25 protein-coding genes are annotated in these 23,852 nt (G+C 71.9%); 9 read left to right on the forward strand and 16 right to left on the reverse strand.

Going from position 1 to position 23,852, the window contains the following annotated elements:
• Positions 1-71 precede the first annotated feature (71 nt).
• A complete protein-coding gene (locus ACZ6C6_RS21355; RefSeq protein ID WP_469204846.1) occupies positions 72-920 on the reverse strand; it encodes a LysR family transcriptional regulator in 849 nt (282 codons plus the stop codon).
• 103 nt (positions 921-1,023) lie between these two features.
• Here ACZ6C6_RS21355 and ACZ6C6_RS21360 point away from each other — a divergent pair, with 103 nt between their 5' ends.
• On the forward strand, positions 1,024-1,767 hold the full coding sequence (locus ACZ6C6_RS21360) for an SDR family oxidoreductase (RefSeq protein WP_469204847.1): 744 nt from the start codon (positions 1,024-1,026) through the stop codon (positions 1,765-1,767).
• A gap of 69 nt (positions 1,768-1,836) precedes the next feature.
• On the opposite strand, the gene ACZ6C6_RS21365 is transcribed toward ACZ6C6_RS21360, so the two are convergent.
• From ACZ6C6_RS21365 to ACZ6C6_RS21395, 7 genes are all read right to left on the reverse strand, one after another.
• On the reverse strand, positions 1,837-2,919 hold the full coding sequence (locus ACZ6C6_RS21365) for a hypothetical protein (RefSeq protein WP_469204848.1): 1,083 nt from the start codon (positions 2,917-2,919) through the stop codon (positions 1,837-1,839).
• A complete protein-coding gene (locus ACZ6C6_RS21370) occupies positions 2,916-3,482 on the reverse strand; it encodes an RNA polymerase sigma factor (RefSeq protein WP_469204849.1) in 567 nt (188 codons plus the stop codon). The genes ACZ6C6_RS21365 and ACZ6C6_RS21370 overlap by 4 nt, the downstream gene beginning before the upstream one ends.
• Positions 3,483-3,565: 83 nt before the next feature.
• The gene (locus tag ACZ6C6_RS21375) at positions 3,566-4,348 is read right to left on the reverse strand and encodes an SDR family NAD(P)-dependent oxidoreductase (RefSeq protein ID WP_469204850.1); all 783 of its coding nucleotides are present in this window, start codon (positions 4,346-4,348) and stop codon (positions 3,566-3,568) included.
• Positions 4,349-4,424: 76 nt separating this feature from the next.
• Positions 4,425-5,585, reverse strand: coding sequence for a serine hydrolase domain-containing protein (locus ACZ6C6_RS21380; RefSeq protein WP_469205024.1), 1,161 nt, complete (start codon positions 5,583-5,585; stop codon positions 4,425-4,427).
• Between the two features lie 66 nt (positions 5,586-5,651).
• Positions 5,652-6,425 (reverse strand): energy-coupling factor ABC transporter ATP-binding protein, encoded by a 774-nt coding sequence (locus ACZ6C6_RS21385; RefSeq protein WP_469204851.1) that lies wholly within the window; start codon positions 6,423-6,425, stop codon positions 5,652-5,654.
• Entirely contained in the window at positions 6,422-7,183 is a 762-nt protein-coding gene (gene cbiQ / locus ACZ6C6_RS21390; RefSeq protein WP_469204852.1) for a cobalt ECF transporter T component CbiQ, read from the reverse strand. The genes ACZ6C6_RS21385 and cbiQ overlap by 4 nt, the downstream gene beginning before the upstream one ends.
• A 1-nt stretch (position 7,184) precedes the next feature.
• The gene (locus ACZ6C6_RS21395; RefSeq protein WP_469204853.1) at positions 7,185-8,243 is read right to left on the reverse strand and encodes an energy-coupling factor ABC transporter permease; all 1,059 of its coding nucleotides are present in this window, start codon (positions 8,241-8,243) and stop codon (positions 7,185-7,187) included.
• A gap of 199 nt (positions 8,244-8,442) precedes the next feature.
• On the opposite strand from ACZ6C6_RS21395, the gene ACZ6C6_RS21400 reads away from it, so the two are divergent.
• Positions 8,443-8,799, forward strand: a complete 357-nt coding sequence (locus ACZ6C6_RS21400) for an SsgA family sporulation/cell division regulator (protein WP_469204854.1) — start codon at positions 8,443-8,445, stop codon at positions 8,797-8,799.
• Positions 8,800-8,927: 128 nt separating this feature from the next.
• Here the strand turns inward: ACZ6C6_RS21400 and ACZ6C6_RS21405 are convergent, their stop codons facing one another.
• The gene (locus tag ACZ6C6_RS21405; protein ID WP_469204855.1) at positions 8,928-11,156 is read right to left on the reverse strand and encodes an MMPL family transporter; all 2,229 of its coding nucleotides are present in this window, start codon (positions 11,154-11,156) and stop codon (positions 8,928-8,930) included.
• Between the two features lie 122 nt (positions 11,157-11,278).
• Positions 11,279-11,851: a TetR/AcrR family transcriptional regulator gene (locus ACZ6C6_RS21410; RefSeq protein WP_469204856.1), complete on the reverse strand. Its 573-nt coding sequence runs from the start codon at positions 11,849-11,851 to the stop codon at positions 11,279-11,281.
• A 162-nt stretch (positions 11,852-12,013) separates the two neighbouring features.
• Here ACZ6C6_RS21410 and ACZ6C6_RS21415 point away from each other — a divergent pair, with 162 nt between their 5' ends.
• Complete coding sequence (locus ACZ6C6_RS21415; protein WP_469204857.1) at positions 12,014-15,298, forward strand: S41 family peptidase; 3,285 nt, start codon at positions 12,014-12,016, stop codon at positions 15,296-15,298.
• Between the two features lie 15 nt (positions 15,299-15,313).
• Here ACZ6C6_RS21415 and ACZ6C6_RS21420 read toward each other — a convergent pair whose 3' ends face one another.
• On the reverse strand, positions 15,314-17,029 hold the full coding sequence (locus tag ACZ6C6_RS21420) for an SEL1-like repeat protein (RefSeq protein ID WP_469204858.1): 1,716 nt from the start codon (positions 17,027-17,029) through the stop codon (positions 15,314-15,316).
• 345 nt (positions 17,030-17,374) lie between these two features.
• On the opposite strand from ACZ6C6_RS21420, the gene ACZ6C6_RS21425 reads away from it, so the two are divergent.
• Both ACZ6C6_RS21425 and ACZ6C6_RS21430 read left to right on the forward strand, forming a co-directional pair.
• Entirely contained in the window at positions 17,375-17,848 is a 474-nt protein-coding gene (locus tag ACZ6C6_RS21425) for a carboxymuconolactone decarboxylase family protein (RefSeq protein WP_469204859.1), read from the forward strand.
• 28 nt (positions 17,849-17,876) lie between these two features.
• The gene (locus tag ACZ6C6_RS21430) at positions 17,877-18,800 is read left to right on the forward strand and encodes an RNA polymerase sigma-70 factor (protein ID WP_469204860.1); all 924 of its coding nucleotides are present in this window, start codon (positions 17,877-17,879) and stop codon (positions 18,798-18,800) included.
• 3 nt (positions 18,801-18,803) lie between these two features.
• Here the strand turns inward: ACZ6C6_RS21430 and ACZ6C6_RS21435 are convergent, their stop codons facing one another.
• Positions 18,804-19,385 carry a DinB family protein gene (locus tag ACZ6C6_RS21435; protein WP_469204861.1) on the reverse strand — a complete coding sequence of 194 codons (582 nt, stop codon included), beginning with the start codon at positions 19,383-19,385 and terminating at the stop codon, positions 18,804-18,806.
• A 113-nt stretch (positions 19,386-19,498) separates the two neighbouring features.
• Here ACZ6C6_RS21435 and ACZ6C6_RS21440 point away from each other — a divergent pair, with 113 nt between their 5' ends.
• Together ACZ6C6_RS21440 and ACZ6C6_RS21445 are read left to right on the forward strand one after the other, a co-directional pair.
• Complete coding sequence (locus ACZ6C6_RS21440) at positions 19,499-20,071, forward strand: dihydrofolate reductase family protein (protein WP_469204862.1); 573 nt, start codon at positions 19,499-19,501, stop codon at positions 20,069-20,071.
• A 44-nt stretch (positions 20,072-20,115) separates the two neighbouring features.
• Positions 20,116-20,721 (forward strand): dihydrofolate reductase family protein, encoded by a 606-nt coding sequence (locus ACZ6C6_RS21445; protein ID WP_469204863.1) that lies wholly within the window; start codon positions 20,116-20,118, stop codon positions 20,719-20,721.
• Positions 20,722-20,727: 6 nt separating this feature from the next.
• Here ACZ6C6_RS21445 and ACZ6C6_RS21450 read toward each other — a convergent pair whose 3' ends face one another.
• The 4 genes from ACZ6C6_RS21450 to ACZ6C6_RS21465 all read right to left on the reverse strand — a co-directional run bounded on the left by ACZ6C6_RS21450 (position 20,728) and on the right by ACZ6C6_RS21465 (position 22,637).
• The gene (locus ACZ6C6_RS21450) at positions 20,728-21,282 is read right to left on the reverse strand and encodes a DUF6879 family protein (RefSeq protein ID WP_469204864.1); all 555 of its coding nucleotides are present in this window, start codon (positions 21,280-21,282) and stop codon (positions 20,728-20,730) included.
• Between the two features lie 110 nt (positions 21,283-21,392).
• The gene (locus ACZ6C6_RS21455; protein WP_469205025.1) at positions 21,393-21,920 is read right to left on the reverse strand and encodes a GNAT family N-acetyltransferase; all 528 of its coding nucleotides are present in this window, start codon (positions 21,918-21,920) and stop codon (positions 21,393-21,395) included.
• A gap of 25 nt (positions 21,921-21,945) precedes the next feature.
• Positions 21,946-22,434 (reverse strand): ATP-binding protein, encoded by a 489-nt coding sequence (locus tag ACZ6C6_RS21460; RefSeq protein ID WP_469204865.1) that lies wholly within the window; start codon positions 22,432-22,434, stop codon positions 21,946-21,948.
• Positions 22,431-22,637 (reverse strand): hypothetical protein, encoded by a 207-nt coding sequence (locus ACZ6C6_RS21465; RefSeq protein ID WP_469204866.1) that lies wholly within the window; start codon positions 22,635-22,637, stop codon positions 22,431-22,433. Before ACZ6C6_RS21465 ends, ACZ6C6_RS21460 begins: the two co-directional genes overlap by 4 nt.
• A 117-nt stretch (positions 22,638-22,754) precedes the next feature.
• Here ACZ6C6_RS21465 and ACZ6C6_RS21470 point away from each other — a divergent pair, with 117 nt between their 5' ends.
• Both ACZ6C6_RS21470 and ACZ6C6_RS21475 read left to right on the forward strand, forming a co-directional pair.
• Complete coding sequence (locus ACZ6C6_RS21470; protein WP_469204867.1) at positions 22,755-23,597, forward strand: DUF5753 domain-containing protein; 843 nt, start codon at positions 22,755-22,757, stop codon at positions 23,595-23,597.
• Positions 23,578-23,850: a DUF397 domain-containing protein gene (locus tag ACZ6C6_RS21475; RefSeq protein ID WP_469204868.1), complete on the forward strand. Its 273-nt coding sequence runs from the start codon at positions 23,578-23,580 to the stop codon at positions 23,848-23,850. The genes ACZ6C6_RS21470 and ACZ6C6_RS21475 overlap by 20 nt, the downstream gene beginning before the upstream one ends.
• The last annotated feature ends 2 nt before the right edge of the window (positions 23,851-23,852 follow it).

Below are 23,852 nucleotides of genomic sequence, written 5' to 3' on the forward strand. Positions count from 1 at the left end.
TCCCACCCGGCTTCGAGGGAGGCGGTGAGAACTTCTGCCCTCCTGGACAACGAACGCCCCGCGCGGGGGAGTCACAGCCCCGTGGCCGCGCGGACCAACCCCGCCACCGCTGTCGAGCGGCTGTGCGGGGGCCAGGCGATGACCGTCGTGACGCGGGGGCTGTCGGGTACGGGGACGGCGACGAGGCCCTCGGGGAGGCCGGTGCGGATCGTTTCCGGGACGATCGCGCAGGCGCGGCCCAGGGCGATGAGCTGGGTGAGCTGGGTGTGGTCGCGGACCTTGGGGCCGGGGCCGTCCGGGAAGGTGCCGTCGGGGCGTGGCCAGCGCGGGAGGGGGAGGTCGGGGAGGGCGGTGACCTCGGCGACGCTCAGGTGGGGGCGGAGGGCGAGGGGGTGGCCCGCCGGGAGGACCGCGACCTGGCCCTCCGTGTGCAGGTCCTCGGTGTCGAAGCCGGCCAGGTCGTCGAACGGCCGGTGCAGCAGGGCCACGTCGGCCCGGCCGTCGCGCAAGGTGCCCGCCTGCTCGCCCGGCCCGCACAGCAGGACGTCCACGGTGACGGCACCGGGCTCGGCGGCGTAGGCGTCGAGGAGCTTGGCCAGCAGTTCGCCGGAGGCGCCCGCCTTCGCGGCGAGGACCACCGCGGGGTGACCGGCCTCGGTGGGAGCGGCCCGGCGGGTACGGCGCTCGGCGGCCTCGACCGCGTCCAGCACCGCCCGCGCCTCCCGCAGCAGCACCGCCCCGGCCCCGGTCAGGGTGACGCCCCGGCTGCCGCGCTCCAGGAGGAGCACGCCCAGCCGCCGTTCGAGCCCGCCGATCGCCCGAGACAACGGAGGCTGGGCGATCCCGAGCCGTTGGGCGGCCCGGCCGAAGTGCAACTCCTCGGCGACCGCGACGAAGTACCGCAGTTCACGTGTCTCCACACCGCCAGCGTAACGGGCCTCACCTGGAGCGATACCCGGACGGTATCGACGCCCACCCGGTCGGTCTTGGACGCCCCGCCCGGCGAGGAGAAACATCGAGGACATGACTGAGACCAAGACTGTGAACCACCCCAAGGTCGCGCTGGTGACCGGCGCCAACAAGGGCATCGGATACGAGATCGCCGCCGGGCTCGGCGCGCTCGGCTGGACGGTCGGCGTCGGCGCGCGGGACGAGGAGCGGCGCGAGGCCGCCGTGGACAAGCTGCGCGCGGCCGGGGCCGACGCATTCGGCGTACCGCTGGACGTGACCGACGACGCGAGCGTGACCGCGGCGGCCCGGCTGGTGGAGGAGCACGCCGGGCGGCTCGACGCGCTCGTCAACAACGCGGCGATCACCGGCGGCCACCCCCAGGAACCCACCGCGGTCGACGTGGACCGGGTGCGGGCGGCCGTGGAGACCAACGTGATCGGCGTCATCCGCGTCACCAACGCCCTGCTCCCGCTGCTGCGCCGCTCACCGTCGCCGCGGATCGTGAACGTGTCCAGCAGCGTCGGCTCCCTCACGCTCCAGACCACCCCGGGTGCCGACACGGGCCCGATATCCGCCGGCTACTCACCGTCCAAGACGTTCCTCAACGCCGTGACCGTGCAGTACGCGAAGGAGCTGGCCGACACGCCCATCCTGATCAACGCCGTGTGCCCCGGCTTCACCGCGACCGACCTCAACGGCTTCCGCGGGACGCGCACCCCGCAGCAGGGCGCGACCTCCGCGATCCAGCTGGCCACGGTGGGAGACGACGGACCGACCGGCCGCTTCTTCAGCGACGAGGGCGAGATCCCCTGGTGATCGGCTCCCGGTGCGCGCCGGCAAGGAGCGCACCGGGAGATTCCGAGGCCCGTTGGCGAGCGGCCCCGCTCAGCCCGTCCTCCTCGCCGGGCCCGTGCTCAGGTACGTCTCGCGCCGGACGATGTGGCCGGCGTTGTCGTCGGGGTCGTGGTTGACCTCCAGGAGGCGGCCGTCGGACGGGGAGACGATCCAGTTCGAGCGGAGGGCCGGGGCGGATTCGAGCTTGAATCCGGTGGGGGTGCCCGCGCCCTTGGGACTGTCCGCGTCCTTGCCGCTGTGCGCGTCCTTGGGGCTGTCCACGTAGTAGTTCGGCCAGAAGCCCCAGTTCTTCGGCTTCTGTTCGTTGAAGCGCTTGGCCCACTTCCAGGAGATGCGGGTGCCGGAACGGCCCTTCGCGTCCTTCGCACCCTCCTTCACCGTGGCCCCGGGTGTCTTCGCCAGGACGCGGAAGATCGCGGCGCGCAGCTCGGAGGACAGGGGGGCGTCGGTCAGCAGCTGGCCGGCCTGCTGGACGGTCTGCTCGGCGGCGGCGTCGGCCCCGTGGGAACCCTCGGCCAGTTTGCGGCGCAGTGCGTCGGGCTCGGTGGGCAGGTCGGCGAGCCCCTCCCAGGTCACCGTCCCCTTGCCGACCGGCCAACTGGCGCGTCCGGGAATGATCTTGGTGATCGTCTTGCCGTCCGCAGTCTTGACGGTCAACGAGTTCATGCTCAGGTAGCGGGTGTCGACGCGGGGCTTCTCGCCCTCGACCCACGACTCGACCGTGCTCTTCCAGTACATCGAGGATGTGTTCTGGCCGGTGATCATCCCGCCGTGGGCGCCGTTGGCGACCGTCAGGTGGTCCGCCATGCTCGTGAACACCTCGGACGCCGACGCGCTCGCCGCCGGTCCTTCGCCCCCGAAGTCGGTGACCGGGAGCACCGCCGCGCCCACCGCCACCGCCGCGACGGCCGCCGCGAGGGCGAACACCCGGCGGCGGCCGAAGCGCGAAACGGTCACGGGCGCCGACGCGGCGTCCGTAGCGATGGCATCCAGGATGAGCGAGTGCGCGCGGGCCTGGACCGCCGGGTCGAGCGGTCCGGTGCGGCCGGCGCGCTCCAGGGCGGCGGCGCCGGGGAAGTCGAGCAGGTCCGTGGGGCGGTTGTCGTGGGTCATGCGAAGTCTCCCGTCAGGGTCGTACGGGCGGGGCCGGCCAGTCCGTCGCGCAGCCGGGCGCGGGCCCGGTGCAGGCGGGAACGGGCTGTTCCGGCGGGGATGCCGACGGCGGCGGCCGCCTCGGCGGGGGTCAGCTGCTCCCAGGCCACGAGCAGCAGCAACTCGCGCTCCGAAGAGGGGAGTTCGGCGACTCTGCGGCGCAGTTCCGGGGCGACCGAGGCGGCGTCCAGCCGCTGGTCGACGGCCTGCCACGGGTCGGCCGTCGTGGCGTCGGCGTCGGGCTGCTCGGCGCGGCCGGCCGCACGCGCCGCGGTCTGCCGGTGCCGGGAGAGCACGTTGCGGGCGACGCCGAACAGCCAGCCCCGGGCGGAGCCGCGCGCCGCGTCGAACGTAGCGCGGTGGGCGTACGCCTGGAGCCACACCTCGGAGAGCAGGTCGTCGGCGGCTGCCGGGGCACGGCGTACGAGATAGCCGTGCAGGGCGGCGGAGTGCCGGGCGACCAGCGGCTCGAAGGCCGTGGGTTCACGTGCGGAACGAGTGAGCAGATCCTCGTCCGGGTCCATGGGTCTCCTGTCCCGGACCGCCGGGCGGCGGTCTCACCCCGTACTTGCACAGGAGGGACCCGAGCGTTCGCGGGCGGCTCCGGCTACTCCGAGACCGCCGCCCGGAACCCCGTGTTCACCGCCGTCAGCCCGCCGTCCACACACAGCGACGTCCCCGTGATCCACTCCGCGTCCGACGACGCGAGGAACGCCACCGCCTTCGCGATGTCCTCCGGTTCGCCGACGCGACCCAGCGGGTAGAGCGCGCTGACCCGGTCCAGTTCCGCCTCGCGGCCCGCCCAGGCGTCGGTGCGGATCGTGCCGGGGACGACGAGGTTGGCGCGGACGCCGCGCGGGCCCGCGTGGCCGGCGAGGGTGCGGGTGAGGCTCGCGAGGCCCGCCTTCGCGGCGCTGTAGGCGTGGTTGCCGAAGTCCTGCATGCCGTTGACGGAGCCGATGGAGACGATCGCGCCCCGGCCGGACGCGGCGAGGTGCGGCATCGCGGCGCGCGAGCACCGGTAGGCGCCGCCCAGCGATACGTCCAGGTCGCGGTGCCAGGTCTCGTCCGGCTCGTCCTCGAAGAGCGTGCTGTCCAGGCTGCAGGAGTACGCGTTGTTGACGAGGACGTCGAGCCCGCCGAAGGTCTCCGCGGCGTACGCCACCGCCGCCTCGACCGCCGCCCGGTCCGCCACGTCGCAGACCAGCGCATCGGCCGTACCGCCGCTGCCCCGGATCTCCGCCGCCACGGACTCCGCCCGCTCCCCGTCCATGTCGGTGACGAGGACGCGGGCGCCCTCCGCGGCCAGCAGGCGGGCGGTGGCGGCGCCGATACCCCGTCCGGCACCGGTGATGAGGACGGCGTATCCGTCAAAGCGCGCAGGAGTCATGACGCCGACCGTACCCCGCGGGTCAGGGCCCGGGCCCGGGGGCGGTCGGCAGCAACTTGCCCGAAGCCCGAAGCGGTCACAACGCCGACCGCACCGCCCTCACCAACGCCTGCGCCCTCGGGTCGGCGGTAACTCCCTTCTGGAGCCCGTTCGTCACGTACCCGAAGGCGATCCCGGACTCCGGGTCCGCGAAGCCCAGCGAGCCGCCCCGGCCCGGGTGTCCGAAGGAGCCGGGCGCGAGGAGCGGGCTGGCCGGGCCGTGGAGCATGTAGCCCAGGCCGAACCGGGTGTTGACGACGAGCACCTGGTCCGGGCCCGCCGACTCCTCGGTGCGGGCGAGCGTCAGCGTCGCCGGGGCGAACAGCCGCTGGCCGTCGACCGGACCGATCATCGCGGCATAGCAGCGGGCCAGGCCGCGCGCGGTCGCGGTGCCGTTGGACGCGGGGAGTTCGGCGGCCCGGTACGCCGCGTCGTTCTCGTCGGGCAGCGGGTCGATCGCGCCGAACGCCCGCCGGGTCAGCGACTCCGGATCGCGGTAGGCGTCCACCACCGACCGCTTCGGGCGCATCCGCAGCGCCCCGGTGTTCTCGGCGGCCGGTGCCTCGACCGGCCCGATCCGGCCCACCCGGTGGGCCTCGTCCTCGGGGATGCCGAACCAGAAGTCGAGGCCGAGCGGGCGGGCGATCTCCTCGGCGACCCAGCGGCCGACGGTGCGCCCGGTGACGCGGCGCACGAGTTCGCCGATGAGCCAGCTGAAGGTCTGCGCGTGGTAGCCGTGCGCCGCGCCGGGCTCCCAGGCCGGAGCCTGGGCGGCGACGGCCCGCGCCCCGCTCACCCCGTCCGCCGCCTCCGCCGGGGTCAGCGGCCGGTCCAGGGCCGGGACTCCGGCCCGGTGGGCGAGGAGGTGGCGGACGAGGACGCGTTCCTTGCCGTTCGCCTTGAACTCCGGCCAGTACGTGGAGACCGGGGCGTGCAGGTCGATCTGGCCGCGCTGGTGGAGCAGCAGCGGGACGGCGGCGGCGATGCCCTTGCCCGCGGAGCGGACGACCTGGACGGTGTCGACGGCCCAGGGTTCGGTGCCGTCCACGTCTCTGGTGCCGGCCCACAGGTCGACCACCTTGCGCCCGTGCCGGTAGACGGCGACCGCCGCCCCCCGGTCCCCGCGCTGCTCGAAATTACGGACGAAAGCGTCCCGGACCGCTTCGAATCCGGGCGCCGCCGTGCCTCGTACGTCCACGCCTGCTGCCGCACTCCCGCTCATCCCCCCATGGTGCACGGCACCGCAGGTGGGAGGTGGGGCGGGTCACCCCGAATTCACCGTCACGGAACGCGGGTCGAAGCCGAAGGGGAGTTCCAGACGGTGGGCGCGCATCAGGGGCTCGTCGCAGAGGAGGTCCTGGGTGCGGTCGTCGGCGGCGATGACCCCGTCGCTGAGGATCACCGCGCGGGGGCACAGCTCCAGCGCGTACGGCAGGTCGTGCGTGACCATCAGGACGGTGACGTCCAGGGAGCGCAGGATGTCGGCGAGTTCACGCCGGGACGCCGGGTCCAGGTTGGAGGAGGGCTCATCCAGGACGAGGATCTCGGGCCGCATGGCGAGGACCGTGGCGACGGCGACGCGGCGGCGCTGGCCGAAGGAGAGGTGGTGCGGCGGCCGGCCCGCGTACTCCTCCATGCCGACCTGTTTCAGCGCCTCCATGACCCGCCCTTCCAGCTCCGCGCCGCGCAGTCCCCCGGCGGCGGGTCCGAAGGCGACGTCCTCGCGGACGGTGGGCATGAAGAGCTGGTCGTCGGGGTCCTGGAAGACGATGCCGACGCGGCGGCGGATCTCGGCCATGTTCCGCTTGTCGACCGGCATCCCGGCGACGCGCACCGACCCGGCGCCCGCCTCCAGGATGCCGTTGAGGTGGAGGACGAGGGTCGTCTTGCCGGCGCCGTTCGGGCCGAGGAGCGCGACGCGTTCGCCGCGTCCGACGGTCAGGTCGACTCCGAAGAGCGCCTGGTGGCCGTCGGGATACGCGTACGCGAGGCCGCTGACCTCCAGGGAGGGCGGCACGGGGGCGGGGTCGGGGCTCATACGGTCCATCCCACCAGACACACGGCGAGGGCGAGCAGCGGGAGGGCGGAGGCGTACGCCCACTGGGTGCGGGAGGCCGTCACCTGGTCGATGACGGGCATGGAGCCCGCGTAGCCCCGGCTGACCATCGCGAGGTGGACGCGTTCGCCGCGCTCGTAGGAGCGGATGAACAGGGCCCCGGCCGACTTGGCGAGGACGCCCCAGTGCCGCAGGCCGCGCGCCTCGAAGCCGCGGGAGCGGCGGGCGATGGACATGCGGCGCATCTCGTCGGTGATGACGTCGCCGTACCGGATCATGAAGGAGGCGATCTGGACGAGCAGCGGCGGGAGCTTGAGGCGCTGGAGGCCGAGCAGCAGCTCGCGCAGTTCCGTGGTGGAGGCCAGCAGCACGGAGGCGGCGACTCCGAGGGTGCCCTTGGCCAGCACGTTCCAGGCGCCCCAGAGGCCGGGGACGCTGACCGAGAGGCCGAGGACGTGGGTCTGCTCGCCGGGCACGACGAACGGCATGAGCAGGGCGAACGCGACGAACGGCACCTCGATCAGCAGCCGTTTCAGCAGGAAGCCGGCCGGGATGCGGGCGGACGCGGTGACGCCCGCGATGAGCAGCGCGTACAGACCGAAGGCCCAGACGGCTTCGCGCGGGGTGGAGACGACGACCACGACGAAGCAGAAGACGGCGGCGAGCTTGCAGTGCGGCGGCAGGTCGTGGACCGGTGAGTGCCCGTGCCGGTAGAGCTTGTGCGCGTGTCCGGCGCCCATGTCAGACCTTCTCTTCGGTGCGGGAGTCCGCCTCGCCCTGCGTACGGCGTCGGCGCGAGACCACGTAGAAGGCGCCGCTGCCCACGACGAGGGTGGCGCCGACGCCGATGATCCCGGCGAGGCCGCCGGAGAGCCGGGCGTCGGAGACGTCCTTGACGCCGTAGTCGGCGAGCGGGGAGTCCGCGGTGGCGTGCTCCTTGGCCTCCTTGTCGATGCCCTTGTCGGCGGCGACCTTCTCCAGGCCGTCCGGGTTGGCGGAGGCGTAGAAGGAGACGAAACCGGCGAGCACGAGGGCGGTGACCAGACCGGTGGCCCACAGGCCGCGGGTCGGGCGGTGCGCGGCGGGGGCGGGCTCGCGCACCGGCGCCGGGGCGTCGACCAGTTCGCCGTCGACCCGGAGCTTGAGCGGGGCGGCGAGGCCCTTCGCGCCGTGGACGAGGTCGGGGCGGACGGCGAGGACGGCGCCGACCGTGAGCGCGGTGATCACGGCCTCGCCGATGCCGATGAGCACGTGCACGCCGACCATGGCGGTGAAGACCTTGCCGATCGGGATGTCGGTGGTCCCGCCGATCCAGTACATCAGCGTGAACGCCCCGGCGGCGGCCGGTACGGAGACCAGCGCGGCGACGAAGGAGGCGGCGGTCATCGAGCGGCGGGTGCGCGGCAGCACGCCGACGAGGCCGCGGAAGAGGGCGTACGCGACGACGGTGGTGACGACGCCCATGTCGAGGACGTTGACGCCGAGCGCGGTCAGGCCGCCGTCGGCGAAGAGGATGCCCTGCATCAGCAGGACGACGGATATGCAGAGCACGCCCGTATACGGCCCGACGAGGATCGCCGCGAGCGCCCCGCCGAGCAGATGGCCGCTGGTGCCGGCGGCGACGGGGAAGTTCAGCATCTGCACGGCGAAGATGAAGGCGGCGACGAGCCCGGCCAGCGGCGCGGTGCGTTCATCGAGTTCGCGGCGCGCCCCCTTCAGGCTGACGGCGACGGCTCCGGCGGCGACGACGCCCGCGACGGCGGAGACGGGTGCGTTGATGAATCCGTCGGGTACATGCATGGGGGAGGCTCCGCTTCCTGCGTTCTCGCGTGGGCGCGCCGGGTGCGCGGGGTCGTGAACCTCTCAATGATAGGACCTTGTTGCGAAGCGTTCGCAAGAGCGCGTCACTCACAACTGCATAGGGCTTCCATAGTGCCCTTTACGCAAAATATGGGACATTAGATAACAAAGTTGCAGAAGCAGGATGGAGAGTCGGCCCATGTCCTCCGTGATCCATGACCATGCCCGTGCCCGGCTCGTCACCGACGCCCGCGACCTGCCCGTCGTCCCGGTCGAGCTGCGGTTCGACGGCGCGGACTCCCCCGCGACGATCCGCATCGCCTACCCGGGCGGCACGGAGTGGGCCGTCGAGCGCGAGCTCCTGGAACGCGGACTGCGCTACCCGGTCGAGCAGGACGGCTGGCGGATATGGCCGTGCGGCCGGGTCCAGGTGATCATGGAGCGGCACGACACGGCCGGCGTCGACGTCGTCCAGTTCGACTGCGCCCCGCTGGTCCGCTTCCTGCGGCGTACGCACCACGAGGCGCCGCGGCCGGAGACCGCCGCCCGCACCTGACATGCCGAGAGCCCCCGTGCACACCGCACGGGGGCTCTCGCCGCCCCGGCCCCCCGTCCCCACAGGTAACCCGGGCCGCCGGGGCCGCGCACCGCTCGGACGCGGCCCCGGACTTCACTCCGCGCGGCTCACACGCGGATCAGCTCGCGCTCCCCGCCGGACTCCGGCCCGGCGTCGCCGGACGACGGCTCGTCCAGCTCCTTGCGCAGGCCCTCGCCCTCGACGTCCACGTTGGGCAGCGCGCGGTCGAGCCAGCGCGGCAGCCACCAGGCGCGCTTGCCGAGCAGCGCCAGGACGGCGGGCACGATGGCCATGCGCACGACGAACGCGTCGAAGAAGACGGCGATGGCGAGCGAGAAGCCGATCATCTTGATCATCTGCTCGCTGGAGCCGATGAACCCGGAGAAGACCGCGATCATGATCACGGCGGCGGCCGTGACGACCCGCGCCCCGTGCTTGAAGCCGGTGACGATGGCCTGGCCGGGCTTCTCGCCGTGGACGTACGCCTCACGCATCCGCGTGACGAGGAAGACCTCGTAGTCCATCGCGAGGCCGAAGACCACGCCCACCATGAAGATCGGCATCATCGACATGATCGGACCGGTCTGCTCGACCCCGAAGAGCGAGCCGAGCCAGCCCCACTGGAAGACCGCGACGACCGCGCCCAGGGCCGCGACGACCGAGAGCAGGAAGCCGAGCGCCGCCTTCAGCGGCACCAGGACCGACCGGAAGACCACCATCAGGAGCAGGAAGGCGAGGCCGACCACGAGCGCCAGGTAGGGCAGCAGCGCGTCGTTCATCTTCTGCGAGAAGTCGATGTTCATCGCGGTGGAGCCGGTGACCAGCACCTCGGCGCCGGTGTCCGACTTGATGTCCTTGCCCGCGTCGCGGATCGCGTGGACCACGTTCTCCGTCTCGACGGAGCTCGGGCGGTCCTTCGGGACGACGGTGATCATCGCCGCGTCGCCGGCCTTGTTGAACGTGGCCGGGGTGACGGCGACGACGCCCTTGATCCCGGCGATCTCGTCGCCGACCCGCTTGGCCGCGGCCTTGCCGTCCGCGCTGTCCTCGGTGTCCACCACGACGAGCAGCGGACCGTTGAAGCCGGGGCCGAAGCCGTCGGAGAGCAGGTCGTAGGCGCGGCGCTGGGTGGTGCTGGTGGGCTGGGAGCCGTCGTCCGGCAGACCCATCTCCAGCGAGGCGGCAGGAACAGCGATGGCGCCGAGGCCCAGGACGCCGACGAGCAGCACCCAGACCGGCTTGCGCAGCACGAACCGGGCCCAGCGGGTGCCCATGTTCGGCTTCGCCTCGGGCTTGTTCTCCGCCTCGGCGGCCTTGCGCGCCTTGCGCCCCACGATGCGCTTGCCCACGAAGCCCAGCATGGCCGGGACCAGGGTGAGGGCGATGAGGACGGCGATGGCGACCGTGCCGGCCGCGGCGAAGCCCATCTTGGAGAGCATCGGGATGTTGACGACGGCCAGGCCGACGAGGGCGATGACCACGGTGAGCCCGGCGAAGACGACCGCGGACCCGGCCGTGCCGACCGCCCGGCCCGCCGCCTCCTCGCGTTCCCGGCCCTCGGCCAGCTCGGCGCGGTAGCGGGAGACGATGAACAGCGCGTAGTCGATGCCGACGGCGAGGCCGATCATCATCGCGAGCGTGGAGGTGGTGGAGCCCAGGTCGAGCACGTTGGCCAGGGCGGTGATCGTGGAGACGCCGATGCCGACCCCGATCAGGGCGGTGAGCAGCGGCAGCCCGGCCGCGATGAGCGAGCCGAAGGTGATGACGAGCACCACGGCGGCCAGCGCGATGCCGATGACCTCGGTGGCGCCGGTCTCCGGCATCACCTGGAGCGCGTCACCGCCGATCTCGACGGTCATCCCGCTCTTCTGGGCGTGGGTGCCGGCGTCCTCCAGCGCGTCCCGGGTCGCGTCGGTCAGCTCCATCGAGTTGACCTTGTACGAGACCGAGATGTACGCGGTGGAGCCGTTCTTGGAGACGGCGTTGCCGGTGTACGGGTCGGTGACCGAGGCGATCTGGTCGGAGCCTTCCTTCAGCTCCCGGGTGATCTTGTTGACCTCGGCCTTGTTGGCCGCGTCCGTCATCTTCTCGTGCTCGGGGGCCTTGAAGACGATGCGCGCGGTGGCGCCGTCCGCACTGGCGGCCGGGAAGCGCTGTTCCAGCAGGTCGAAGGCCTTCTGGGCCTCCGTACCGGGAATGGAGAAGGAGCTGGAGGTCGCGGTGGCTGCGGAGGACGCGCCGAACCCGGCAAGCGCCAGCAGTGCCACCCAGATCAGGGCGACATAGCGGCGGCGCCGGAAGGCGAGCCGTCCGAGCTTGTAGAGGAATGTGGCCACGGGGGCGTACTCCCGGTCAGGTCGTTGAGTGGAAATGGGCGTGAGGAACCAGCCCGACGACGAGAGCGGCGTGTCAGGTGGGGCTTGGGGAGGGGCCGTGCGGAAAGCGCGGGGACCTGAGGTCAGACGCCGAGAGCGGGGAGGATCACGGAGTCGACGTAGTCGAGAAGGAATGCCTGGTCGACGGGGCGGTCCTCGACCAGCTGCCGGGTGGCGACGGCGCCCACCAGCATGTGCGGTACGTATCTGAGCGCCGGGTTGTCCGGGCTCACCTCTCCCCGGTCCACGGCCCGGCGCAGCAGCGTGTCGAGACCGGTCATCTCCGGTTCGATCAGCAGTTCGCGCAGGGCCTGCAGGAGGTCGGGGTTGTCGTGGACGGCATGGCTCAGACCCCGCATCAGCGCGGCGTCCTTCTCCATCTGACAGTCGTCACTGCGGCTGAGCACGGCATGGAAGTCCCCGCGCAGCGAGCCGGTGTCGACATCGCCGAGGCTGCCGGGTTTGTTGTGCCGCAGGGCCGTGACGACGAGCGCCGGCTTGCTCCCCCACTGGCGGTAGAGGGTGGCCTTGCTGGAATGCGTACGGGCGGCGACGGCGTCCATCGTGAGGGCGTCGTAACCGACTTCGCGGAGCAGGTCGAGCACGGCGGCGTACAGCTCGCTCTCACGCTCGGGCGTGAGCCGTGTGCGTGCCATGGCCGACCTCCTGTCCGATGGATCATCGAACGAAACCGTTTCGTACAGTAGAACGGTACCCCGGCCGTCGAGCGAAACGAAACGGTTTCGCTTGTGGCTCGCACCACAAAAAGCGGGCCTCTCTGAGTTGCCGGGCCCCCCTCGCGCGGAAAGCATTGGGGGGTGAGTGACGACGTCTCGTATCTCCGGTTCCCGCACCTCCACGAGGATCTGCTCTGCTTCGTGGCCGAGGACGATCTCTGGGTCGCCCCCCTCGCCGCCGAAGGGGAGCGCCCCGGCCGGGCCTGGCGGGTCACCGTCGACCGCACCAGAGCCGGCCACCCCCGGTTCTCGCCCGACGGGACCCGGATCGCGTACACGTCGTGGCGCAGCCTCGACCCGGAGATCCACCTCGCCCCGGTCGCCGGCGGACCGTCCCGCCGGCTCACCTACTGGGGCTCCACCGACACCCGGGTCTGCGGCTGGACGCCCGACCCGGGCGACGCGGCACAGATCCTCGCCGTCTCCTCGCACAACCAGCCGTTCTCCTACTTCTCGTGGGCCTACAGCGTCCCCACCGACGGCAGCCCCGGCGGCAAGCTCCCCTGGGGCCCGGTCACCGACATCGCGGTCGCCGACACCGACGGCGAGCGCCGCACCCTGCTGCTCACCGGCACCCCGCCGCACGAACCGGCGGCCTGGAAGCGCTACCGGGGCGGAGCCATGGGCCGCCTGTGGCTGCACGGCGAGCGGCTGCTCCCGGACATCGGCGGGCACCTCGACGCCCCGATGTTCGTGGGCGGCCGGATCGCGTTCCTCTCCGACCACGAGGGCGTCGGCAACCTCTACTCCTGCCGTCCCGACGGCACGGACCTGCGCCGCCACACCGACCACGACGCGTTCTACGCCCGGCACGCGGCGAGCGACGGGCGCCGGATCGTCTACCAGTGCGCGGGCGAGCTGTGGCTCGTGGACGACCTGGAGACGCCGGACGCGGTGCCCCGGAAGCTGGAGGTCCGGCTCGGCGGCCCGCGCGCGGGGCGGCGTACGTACCAGGTCCCGGCGTCGAGCCATGTGGACGCGGTGTCCGTGGACGAGACGGGCCGGGCGAGCGCCGTGTCGGTTCGCGGCAGCCTGTACTGGCTCACGCACCGCGACGGGCCCGCCCGCACCATCTCGGACACGCCGGGTGTGCGGGTGCGGCTGCCGGAGATGCTGGGCAGCGGGGGCCAGGTCGCGTACGTCACCGACGCGGAGGGCGAGGACGCGGTCGAGATCGCCCCGCTGCCGCGCGCCAGCGGCGACCGCCCGGTCCGCCGCCTCGCCTCGGGCCTGATCGGCCGGGTCCAGGAGCTGGTCTCCGACCCGGACGGCGAACGCCTCGCCATCGCCTCGCACGACGGCCGCCTGCTGCTCCTGGACACCGACGAGGAGACGGCCACGGGCGAGCCGACCGAGCTGATCCGGTCCGTCAACGGGCCCGTACGCGACCTGGCGTTCTCCCCGGACGGCGCCTGGCTGACCTGGTCGCACCCGGGGATCGGCCGCTCGCTGCGCAAGATCAAGCTGGCCCGGATCGGCGGTCCGGGCGAGCCCGTGATCGTGGACGTCACCAACGGCCGCTTCGAGGACGAGAACCCGGTCTTCACGGGCGACGGCCGCTATCTGGCGTTCCTGTCCTGGCGCGGCTTCGACCCGGTGTACGACGTCCACACCGGCGACCTGTCCTTCCCGCTCGGCTGCCGTCCCTACCTGGTGCCGCTCTCCTCGGCGACCCCGTCCCCCTTCGCCCTGCTGCCCGACGGGCGGCCCGCGGCGGGCGGCCTGGACCCGGTCGACACGGCCGAGGCGGGGATGACGGAGGGGTCCACGGTCACCGTCGAGTTCGAGGGGCTGGAGAGCCGGGTCACGCCATTCCCGGTCTCCGCCTCGAAGTACTCCGCGCTGGCGCCGGTCAGCGGCGGCGGCCTGGTGTGGTTGCGCTGGCCGATCTCCGGGGCGCTCGGCGAGACCTTCGCCAACCCGGCGGACATGTCGGGCCGGCCGACCCTGGAGCACTTCAGCATCGCCAAGGCGAAGAAGACCGAACTCGTGGGCCACCTCGACTGGTTCGAGGTCAGCGGTGACGCGTCCCGGCTGGTCGTGATGGACGACGGCGAGCTGCGCGCGGTCCCCGCCGCGGAGCCCGGCGACAACGACTCGACCGTCTATCTGGACCTGCGCCGCATCCTGCACGAGGTGGACCCGGCGGCGGAGTGGCGCGGGGCGTACGACGAGGCGGGCCGCATCATCCGCTCCTACTTCTGGGAGCCGGACATGTGCGGCATCGACTGGCCGGGGGTCCTGGACCAGTACCGGCCCCTGGTCGAACGCGTCGCCACGCCCGACGAGTTCGCGGACCTGCTGCGCGAGGTGCTGGGCGAGCTGGGCACCTCGCACGCCTACGTGGCGCCCGCGCGCCGCAACGAGGGCCCGCCGCACTACCAGCGCGCGATCGGGCTGCTCGGCGCCAACTTCGCGTGCCGGGACGGGGACTGGACCCTGCTGCGCATCCTGCCCGGCGACTCGTCGGACTCCAAGGCGCGGTCCCCGCTGGCCGGTACGGGAATCCGCGAGGGGGCGGTGCTGACCCATGTGGACGGCCGGCCGGTGGACCCGGTCGCCGGGCCGTATCCGCTGCTGGCGGCGGCGGGCGGCACGACGGTCGAGCTGACCTTCCGCCCGGCGGAGGGCGGGGGCCCTCCGCGCCGCATCGCGGTCGTGCCCCTCGTCGACGAACGCCCCCTCCGCTATCAGGACTGGGTCGCCAAGCGGCGCGAGGTGGTCCGGGAGCTGAGCGGGGGGCGGTGCGGCTACCTCCACATCCCCGACATGGGCGGTTCGGGCTGGGCCCAGTTCAACCGCGACCTGCGGATGGAGGTGTCCCGCCCCGCGCTGATCGTGGACGTACGCGGCAACGCCGGCGGCCACATCAGCGAACTGGTCGTGGAGAAGCTCACCCGTACGATCCTGGGCTGGGACCTGACCCGCAACGCCCAGCCGGTGAGCTACGCCTCCAACGCCCCCCGGGGCCCCGTCGTCGCCCTGGCCGACGAGGCGACCTCGTCCGACGGCGACATGATCACCGCCGCGTTCCGCCTGCTGAAGCTGGGCCCGGTCGTCGGCCAGCGCACCTGGGGCGGCGTCGTCGGCATGACCGGCCGCCACCGGCTGGGCGACGGCACGGTGATCACGGTGCCGATGAACGCGGCCTGGTTCGACACGTACGGCTGGTCCGTCGAGAACCACGGCGTCGAACCGGACCTGGAGGCGCTGCGCACCCCGCTGGACTGGGCGGAGGGCCGCTACGCGGTCCTGGACGACGCGGTCCGCACCGCCCTGGACCTCCTGGCGGCCCATCCCCCGGCGACCCCGCCCACGTACGACACGGCCCCGGACCGCAGGCGGCCCCCGCTGCCGCCGAGGTAGGGGGCGGGGGCGGGGTCACTCCTCGTCGTCCTCCGCCAGCTCCGCGTCGAGCTCCGCGTCCAACTGCTCGTCCAGCGCCTCCAGTTCCTCCTCCGGCCGGATCATCCGGGCGCGGAGGTCCAGGTCGTCCGGGTCGTAGTGGGGCAGCACGTCCTCCCGCCAGCGGTCGGCGGCGAGCGTCAGGAGGTCCATGGCCTCGTCCAGCCGGCCCAGGTGGCGCAAGGCGACTCCGTAGTATCCGGCCGCCTCCGTGCGGAACGTGTCGTTGTCGTCGCCCTCCTCCCAGGCCCGGCGGAGGTACGGCTCGGCCTCGGCGTACGCCTTGCGCTGGACCATCAGCTTGCCCGCGAGCATGGAGTCCAGGCGGGAGCCGAGACCGGCCGCGCGGACGTACCAGCGCTCGGACTCCTGGTAGTCCCGGTGCTGGTCGGACAGCCAGCCCATGTAGTGGCAGGAGTGCCGGTCGCCGCCCTCGGCGGCCACCCGGTGCCACCTGTCGCGGTCGGGGAAGCGGCGCAGCTTCGCGTACAGCTCCGCCAGGTCGTAGGCCGCGTCCGGGTTCCCGGCGCGGGCGGCGGGCTCGATCCAGGGGATCAGGTAGCGGGCGTTCTTGCCGCCCCAGTCGTTGAGCATGTCGGCGTATTCGTACCCGGCCTCGGCGTCGCCCGCCTCGGCCCGCTCGCGCAGTCCGGGGAGCTGCCGGAAGTCGGGCTCGTCGGCGGCACGGGGGCCGCCCTCGCGGAGCGCGGCGACCCGGGCCAGCTGCTGCACGGCGTCCTTGTCGTCCTCGCCGAACTGCCGGAACCAGTGCTCGGCCTCGTCGTACCGGCCGAGCCGCATGCACAGCATCCCGAGGTTCCACTTGGGCGCCTCGTCGCCCGCCTCGACGGCGAGCCGGTGGACACGCTCGGCCTCCGCCAGCTGGCCGCGCTGCTCGCACAGGTTGCCGAGCACCCCGGCGGCCCGCTCCACGCCCGCCTCGCGCGCCTGGAGCAGCAGCTCGATGGCCTCGGGCCAGCCCTCCTCGCCGGTCTCGGTGAGGAACATCGCGTAGTACACCCCTGCCTCGGCGCTGAGCGCGGAGCCCCGGCGGTAGAGCGCGTCGGCGCGGGGGGCGAGTCCCGGGTAGTCCGCGAAGTGCTTGTCCAGCTCGAAGAGTCCCCGGACCGCCGCCAGGGCGGCCGCGCCGTCCTCGTCGGCCTCGGCGGCCTCCAGCGCCTCTTCGACCCGGTCGAAGACCTCCTCGAACGAGTCGAAGAGCCGGGACCAGCGGAATACGGCGATGTCACCGAGCTCGGCCTTGCTCATCAGGAACGCGGACGCCTCCGCGCACCGCCCCTCGGCGGCCATGATCTTGCCCAGCTCGATTTTGCATTCGAGGTGCCGCGAGTTCTCCCACCCCTGCCGCAGCCACTCGGCGGCCTCGTCGGTCTTCCCGTCCTCCCGCAGCAGCACCCCGAGCCCCCAGGCGCACCCCCCGTCGAACTCCGCCCACTCGCGGTAGAGCGCGTCCGCCGCCGCCCGGTCGCCCCGGACCTTCCGGTACCGGGCCAGCGTGTAGTGCGACCAGATGTCCCCGGCCTCGACGGCCCGTTCCCAGTAGGGGATGCCCTCGTCGATGTGTCTCCCGAACACGAAGAAGTCCGTGTGCCGGTGGGCGGCCTTCACATCCTTGGCCAGAGCGGCGGCGACCAGCGCCTCGCCCCGGGTCTGTATGTCCTGGGTGGTCATGGGCGCATGGTGCCAGGTGAGTTGGCGTACACGCCGCCCGGGCCCCCGGCCTTCACACGTCGGGCGCACCGGCCACGACCGCCACCGTCCACGTGGCCGTTGCCCGTGCAGCGGGCGTACACGGTGCAGACGCCCTGCCGGGGCGTGAACCGCTTGAGGTCGAGGTCGCCGGATCCGGATGTCTCGGGGACGAGTACGGCGGCGTGCGCCGGGCGGCCCGGGCCGTACGCGTACGACTGTCGTGGCCCACGAGACCCGCGTCACACCGCGCACCCCCGTGTCACAGCCCGGCCCGCTGTCTCGTCCAGGGAGTGAACGCACCACAGCGCTCCCGAGGAGGACCCGATGAACGCTCGCCTCAGCTACTTCACCAACCCCGTCGCCGCCAAGGCGCTCAAGTACTTCATGGCGTGCGGCCGGGAGGTGAAGGACCTGCCGCTGCCCGCCGCCACGCAGGAGCTCGTCGCCCTCCGCGTCAGCCAGATCAACGGCTGCGCGGCCTGCGTCGACATGCACACCAAGGACGCCGTCGCGGCCGGGGAGAGCGCGGTGCGGCTGAATCTCGTCGCGGTCTGGCGGGAGGCCACCGTGTTCACCGACGCCGAGCGCGCGGCCCTCGCCCTCGCCGAGCAGGGCACGCGTACGGCCGACGCCGGGACCGGGGTGGACGACGAGACCTGGGCGAGGGCGGCCGAGCTGTACGACGAGGAGCAGCTGACCGCGCTCGTCATGCTGGTCTCGTTCATGAACGCGGTGAACCGGCTGAACATCATCACGCAGCAGCCCGCGGGCGATTACCGGCCCGGACAGTTCCACTGAGCGGAAGAAGCGAGGGAAGGGGTCCGGCATGGGCAAGGCCGAGGAGTTCGAGGAGCTGCGGGCGCTGCTGTTCTCGATCGCGTACCGCGTCCTGGGCAGCGTCGCCGAGGCGGAGGACGCCGTCCAGGAGACCTGGCTCCGTTACGACGCCTCGGCCACCCGGCCGGAGTCGGTGAAGGCGTTCCTCTCCACCACGGTGACCCGGATCGCGATCGACGTGCTGCGGTCGGCCCGGGTGCGGCGGGAGGAGTACGTCGGCCCGTGGCTGCCGGAACCGCTGCTGGACGACCCGTACGCGGACCCGGCACGGGCCGCCGAGCTGGCGGACTCGGTGTCGATGGCGTCGCTGCTCCTCCTGGAGCGGCTGAGCCCGCTGGAGCGGTCGGTGTTCGTGCTGCGGGACGTCTTCGCCTTCGGCTTCGCCGACATCGCGGCGGCGGTGGGCCGCTCCGAGGCGGCCTGCCGCCAGCTGCTCGTACGGGCCCGGCGCCACATGCACGAGGGGCGGCCCCGGTTCGAGGCGGACCGCGCGGAGCAGCGGGAGCTGGCGGGCCGGTTCTTCGACGCGCTGTCCCGGGGCGATGTGGAGGGCCTGCGGAGCCTGCTCGCCGCCGACGTCCAGCTCGTCGGTGACGGGGGCGGCAAGGCACCGCAGCTGGCCAGGACCGTCGTGGGCGCGGAGAACGCGGCCCGGCTGCTCGCCACGGTCTACCCCCTCATGGCCGAGGCGGGCATCACCTGCGAACCGCGCGAGGTGAACGGCCGCCCGGGCGCGCTGTTCCGGGTGCGCGACGGGGGCGTGCTCCACATCCTGTCCCTCGACGTGCTGGACGGCCGTGTCCAGACGGTCCGCTCGGTGATCAACCCGGACAAGCTCGGCCACCTGGGCCCGGTGGCGGACGCGTGGGAGGCCGACCGCGAGGTGAAGGCGCTGCGCAGGCGGGGCCGCTGAGTTCTACGCCTCTTCGGCGGCCTTCGCCGCGCGTTCGACCTTCGCGCGGTGGGCATCCCAGTACGCCGCGTCCTGCTGCGGTTCGGCGTACGCGGCGGCCCTGCCCGTCGCGTGGTCGAGCTGTTCGCGGAGGATGTCGGCGTGGCCCGCGTGCCGGGCGGTCTCGCCGTGCATGTGGATCATGACGTCGAACAGCCGCACCTCGGGCCGCCCCCACCACTCCACCCGGCCGGGCGCGTCGAGGGGCAGCGCGGCGATCGTCGCGTCGGTGTGCGCCCACACCCGTCGGTACAGGCCGACGATCTCGTCCCGGGTCTCCCCTTCGGTGGCCCACATGTCCCGGCCGGCCGGTTCGTTGTCGTCCCAGCGGGGAAGCGGCTCGGGGAACGGCCGCCCGAAGACGTCCCCGAAGTAGCGGGCCTCCCAGAACGACAGGTGCTTGACGAGCCCCAGCAGGTTGGTCCCGGTCCAGGTCAACGGCCGCCGGATGTCGTATTCTCCGAGCCCGTCGAGCTTCCAGACCATGGCCTCACGGGCCATCCGCAGATTGCCGTGGAGGCGTTCTTTCACCGCGTCATCGATCATGCGTACCGACTCTGCCATCCGGGGGACCCGTCCGGAACGCCGGACCGATGACTTTTCCCGCACCGCGCAGTCTGAACCCATGTAAAGCACGCCGCACATACCCCGAGGACACCATGCGCACACTCATCAGCACCGCCTTCGTCTCCCTCGACGGCGTCATGGAGGCCCCGGGCGGCGAGCCCGGCTACCGGAACTCCGGCTGGACGTTCAAGGACATCGACTTCCTCCCCGAGGCGTACGAGATCAAGGGCCGGGAGCAGGAGGAGGCCGGGGCGCTCATGATGGGGCGGCTCAGCTACGAGGCGTTCAGCCCCGTGTGGCCGGGCATGGAGGAGTTCGCCGGTTACAAGGCGATGCCCAAGTACGTCGTCTCCACGACGCTCACCGAGGACGGCCTCGTGGACACGTGGGGCGAGACCCACATCCTCCGGTCCATGGACGACGTCGCCGCGCTGAAGGAGACCGACGGCGGCCCGGTCATCGTCCACGGGAGCGCCGCCCTCAACCACGCGCTCTCCGACGCCGGTCTGATCGACCGCTATCACCTGCTCGTCTTCCCGCTGCTCCTCGGCGCGGGCAAGCGCCTGTTCAGCACGGCCGACAAGGACACCCGGCACCTGAAGCTCGTGGAGCACGAGGCGTTCCCCAACGGCATCCAGAAAAACGTCTTCGACGTGGTCCGCTGAGGCCGACGGCCTCGGCGTCTGCCGCGACGAGAGGAGCACACACCATGCGCAAGATCATCGTCTCCACGTTCCTGACCCTCGACGGCGTCATGCAGGCCCCCGGCGGCCCCGACGAGGACCCCGAGAGCGGCTTCCGGCAAGGCGGCTGGCAGAAGCCCACGTTCGACGAGGGCGTCGGCGAGGCGATCGCCGGCTGGTACGAGGACACCGACGCGATGCTCCTCGGCCGCAAGACGTACGACATCTTCGCGTCGTACTGGCCGACCGCCGACCCGGACAACCCGTTCACGGAGCGCATGAACTCCATGCACAAGTACGTGGCGTCCCGCACCCTCACGTCCGTGGACTGGCAGAACTCCACCCTCCTGACCGGCGACACCGCCGACGCGGTACGCCGCCTCAAGGAGACCGAGGGCCGCAACATCAACGTCGTCGGCAGCGGCGACCTGGCCCAGACCCTGATGCGCGAGGACCTGGTGGACGAGTACCGCCTCACGATCCACCCGGTCATCCTCGGCACCGGCAAACGCCTCTTCGCGGACGGCGCGATCCCGACGGCCCTGGAACCGGTCACGGTGACGGGGACGAAGGGCGGCACGGTCCTCGCGGTCTACCGGCCTGCGGGGCGGCCTGCGTACGACAGCTTCTAGCCGACCTCAGAGTGCCTGAACGGTGTACTTCTCGTGCGGGATGCCGCGCTCCCAGACTGCCTCGAAGGCGGCCTGGCACAGCGCGACGGCGGCCGGGTCCGTGGTGCGCTCCTTGCCGTCCGATGCCCAGTCGCCGGTGCCGGTGAAGTGGTGGAACTGCACGAGTCGGCCGTCCAGGAGCCAGAAGTCGTTACCGGGCAGCGCGATGTCGCTCGCGCTGCGGCGGGGCAGCCAGCGTACGTCCTCTCCGGCCTGGAGGTTGAGCGGGGTGATGGCGTGCTCGTAGCGGATGTAGTCGGTGACCGGCTCGGAGACGATCCGTGCGCGGCGCATGACCACGCCGCGGGCGACCGCATCCTTCACGAGCGGCATCCACTGGGGCCAGAACGACCGAGCCGGGTCGAGGTTCGGGACGCCGGTACGCAGGAAAGCGGCGTAGTCGTCCGTCTCGTCGCCGACTGCGTACACGTCGCGCATCTCCAGGTGGAAAGCCGTGCGGCGGGTGTCGGCGAGCAGTTCAGCGAACGTCGCGGTGTTCAGCTGCTGCGCGTTCAGCGGCATCGCACGCCTCCCTCGGAATCGACATCATGCGGAACGGAAACCGGATCACCCCACTCGTGCGCGGGTACCCCTGGTGATCCCTCGCCACCAGTGTTCGGGCCTCGGCACACCTACACGAGCGGAGCGATCGCCGAGGGGCCGGTGAAGTCGGCGGCAACGGCGTCCATGATCACCTCGTCGCAGACCTCGCCGAGCCAGTAGCCGGCTTCGCGGAGAGTGCCGGCGGGTCGGAATCCGGCCTTCTCGTAGACGCGGATGCCCGCCTTGTTGGGGGCGAGGGCCTTGAGCCAGACCATGCGCAGGTTGGTGACGTGGAAGGCGTAGTCCAGGGTGAGGCGGGTGGCTGCGGTCCCCAGGCCCCTGCCGCGTGCCTCGCGTGCGAGCAACACCCCGTATTCGGCGGTCCGGACGGCCGGATCGGGCAGAAGCGTGGCGATCCCGACCGGAACCGGCTCCCCGATGAGGTCGTAGACGGTGAAGCGGATGTTCTCACCGCGGAGTTGACGCGCGATGCCTTCGGTGCGGGCCTCCAGGGATTCCGGACGCGTGCGGCCGAAGGCAACGATCAGGGCGGGGTCCTGTTCCCAAGACCAATAGGTTTCCACGAGGTCGGCGCGGTAGGGCCCGAGGCCGCAGATGTCGTTGCGGACCCAGACGACCGGTTCAGAGCTGGTGATGGCGGCCTCCGAGAGTGAGGGCGGGCGTGGACGACGCCTCGTCAACCGAGGCGCGTTCCCCAGTCTGCGCCCCCTCGGGCCGGAGGCCCGCCCGGCTTCCCGGGGCCCGTAGTTCGCACCAGACCGTCTTGCGGTACGGGGCCTGTTCCACGCCCCACCGCAGGGCGAGCGCGTCCAGCAGTTGGAGGCCCCGGCCCGACGTGCCATCCGGGCCGGTCTCGCGGAGGACCGGCCAGACCGTTGCTGCGGGGTCGCTCACCGCTACCCGTACGCGTCCCGAGGGCGTCGCGCTCAGTCGTAGCGACACCGGCGTGCGCTCCCCCACATGGGCGATCACGTTCGCCAGCAACTCACTGACGCACAGCAGGAGATCGCCCGCGTCCTCGCCGTCGAACCGCGCTCGCAGTATCTGCCGTACCTCCGGTACCGCCTGCGGGACCGCCAGGAACTCCCATGTCAGGGGCAGCCCGTTCATCCCCCGGCCGCCCTCTGCAGCACCTCGGCCAGCTGACGCGCCGTCTCCGTGTTGCAGTTACCCAGCGCGACGAGCGGCTGGCGGCCGGACCATGCGAGCGTCAGCGGGTCAACTCCCAATGACGGCAGCGTGATGCCGTTGGCCTTGAGCGCCGCACGCAGTGCGTCGATCTCCTGGCCGATGTCGTACGGGCCGTGGTCCATGAGGGCCGCCCACCTTTCGGTTGCTTGCTGTGACGAATACCTCACACGCTGCCGTATGGAGCCGTACCGTGGAAGCCAATTCCGCTCCACAGAGCGAGGCGTGAAAGGCGGTCGGCGGTGGCCAAGGAGATCGACGGTTCGGCGGGGGTGCCGCAGTTCTACGGGAAGGAGTTGCGGTACCAGAGGGAGGCGGCGGGCCTGACCATGGAGAAGCTGCTGGACGGCAGCTACTACGGAATCGCCATGCTCAGCGCCGTCGAGCACGGCGACCGCCGCATGCCGCCTCCGCTCGCCGCACACGTGGACCAGAAGCTGAGCACGGACTTCTTCACTCGGCGTTGTGAAGACGTTCGGGAGGCCCAAAGCAAGGGACACGCCGCGTTCTTTGCGAACATCGCGGAAGCGGAGACCCGCGCCCGGACCATCAACGAGTGGTCGGGCAATCTGATCCCGGGGCTCCTCCAGACCCCCGCCTACGCACGAGCCGTCATCCAGGCAACGCACCCTCTGGACACTCCCGAGGAGGTGCAGGCCAAGATCGACGCTCGACAGGAGCGGGCCAAGCTGTTCGCCGACCCCAAGAAACCCGAGTACTGGGTGGTACTGGACGAGTCGGTGCTCCGCCATCCGCTGCTGGAACCAGCGGAGATGGCCGAGCAGTTGGATCACATCGCCGCCCTGGTGCAAAGCCGTCGGGTCGTTCTACAGATCCTTCCGTGGAACGCGGCCACCCGCCCCATCAGCGAGATGCCGTTGCTGCTCCTGGACTTCGACGACGAGCCGCCGCTGTTCTACACCGAGGGGGCCTACCACGGGCAGACCATCGATGATCCGGGGCTCGTTAAGCAGTACCGCAACGCCTACGATCGCCTCAGGGCCGCCGCGCTGCCGCCAGAGGTGTCCCTCGCCCTGCTGAAGAAGGCGGCTGAGGAGTTCCGGAATGGCCAGCACCACCCTTGACCTGAGCACCACCCGCTGGCGCAAGAGCAGCTACAGCAACGGCTCCGGCGGCAACTGCCTCGAAGTAGCCGAGGGGTACGCCCTGTGGCGTAAGAGCAGCTACAGCAACACCAGCGGCGGCAACTGCCTCGAAGTCGCCGACGGCCACCCCGGCCTCGTCCCCGTCCGCGACTCCAAGCGGCCCGACGGGCCCGCGCTCGTCGTCCACGCCACCGCCTGGGCGCCGTTCATCGCGTCCGTCAAGGCCGCCTGACG

It is taken from the genome of Streptomyces sp. NPDC041814 (assembly GCF_055590565.1).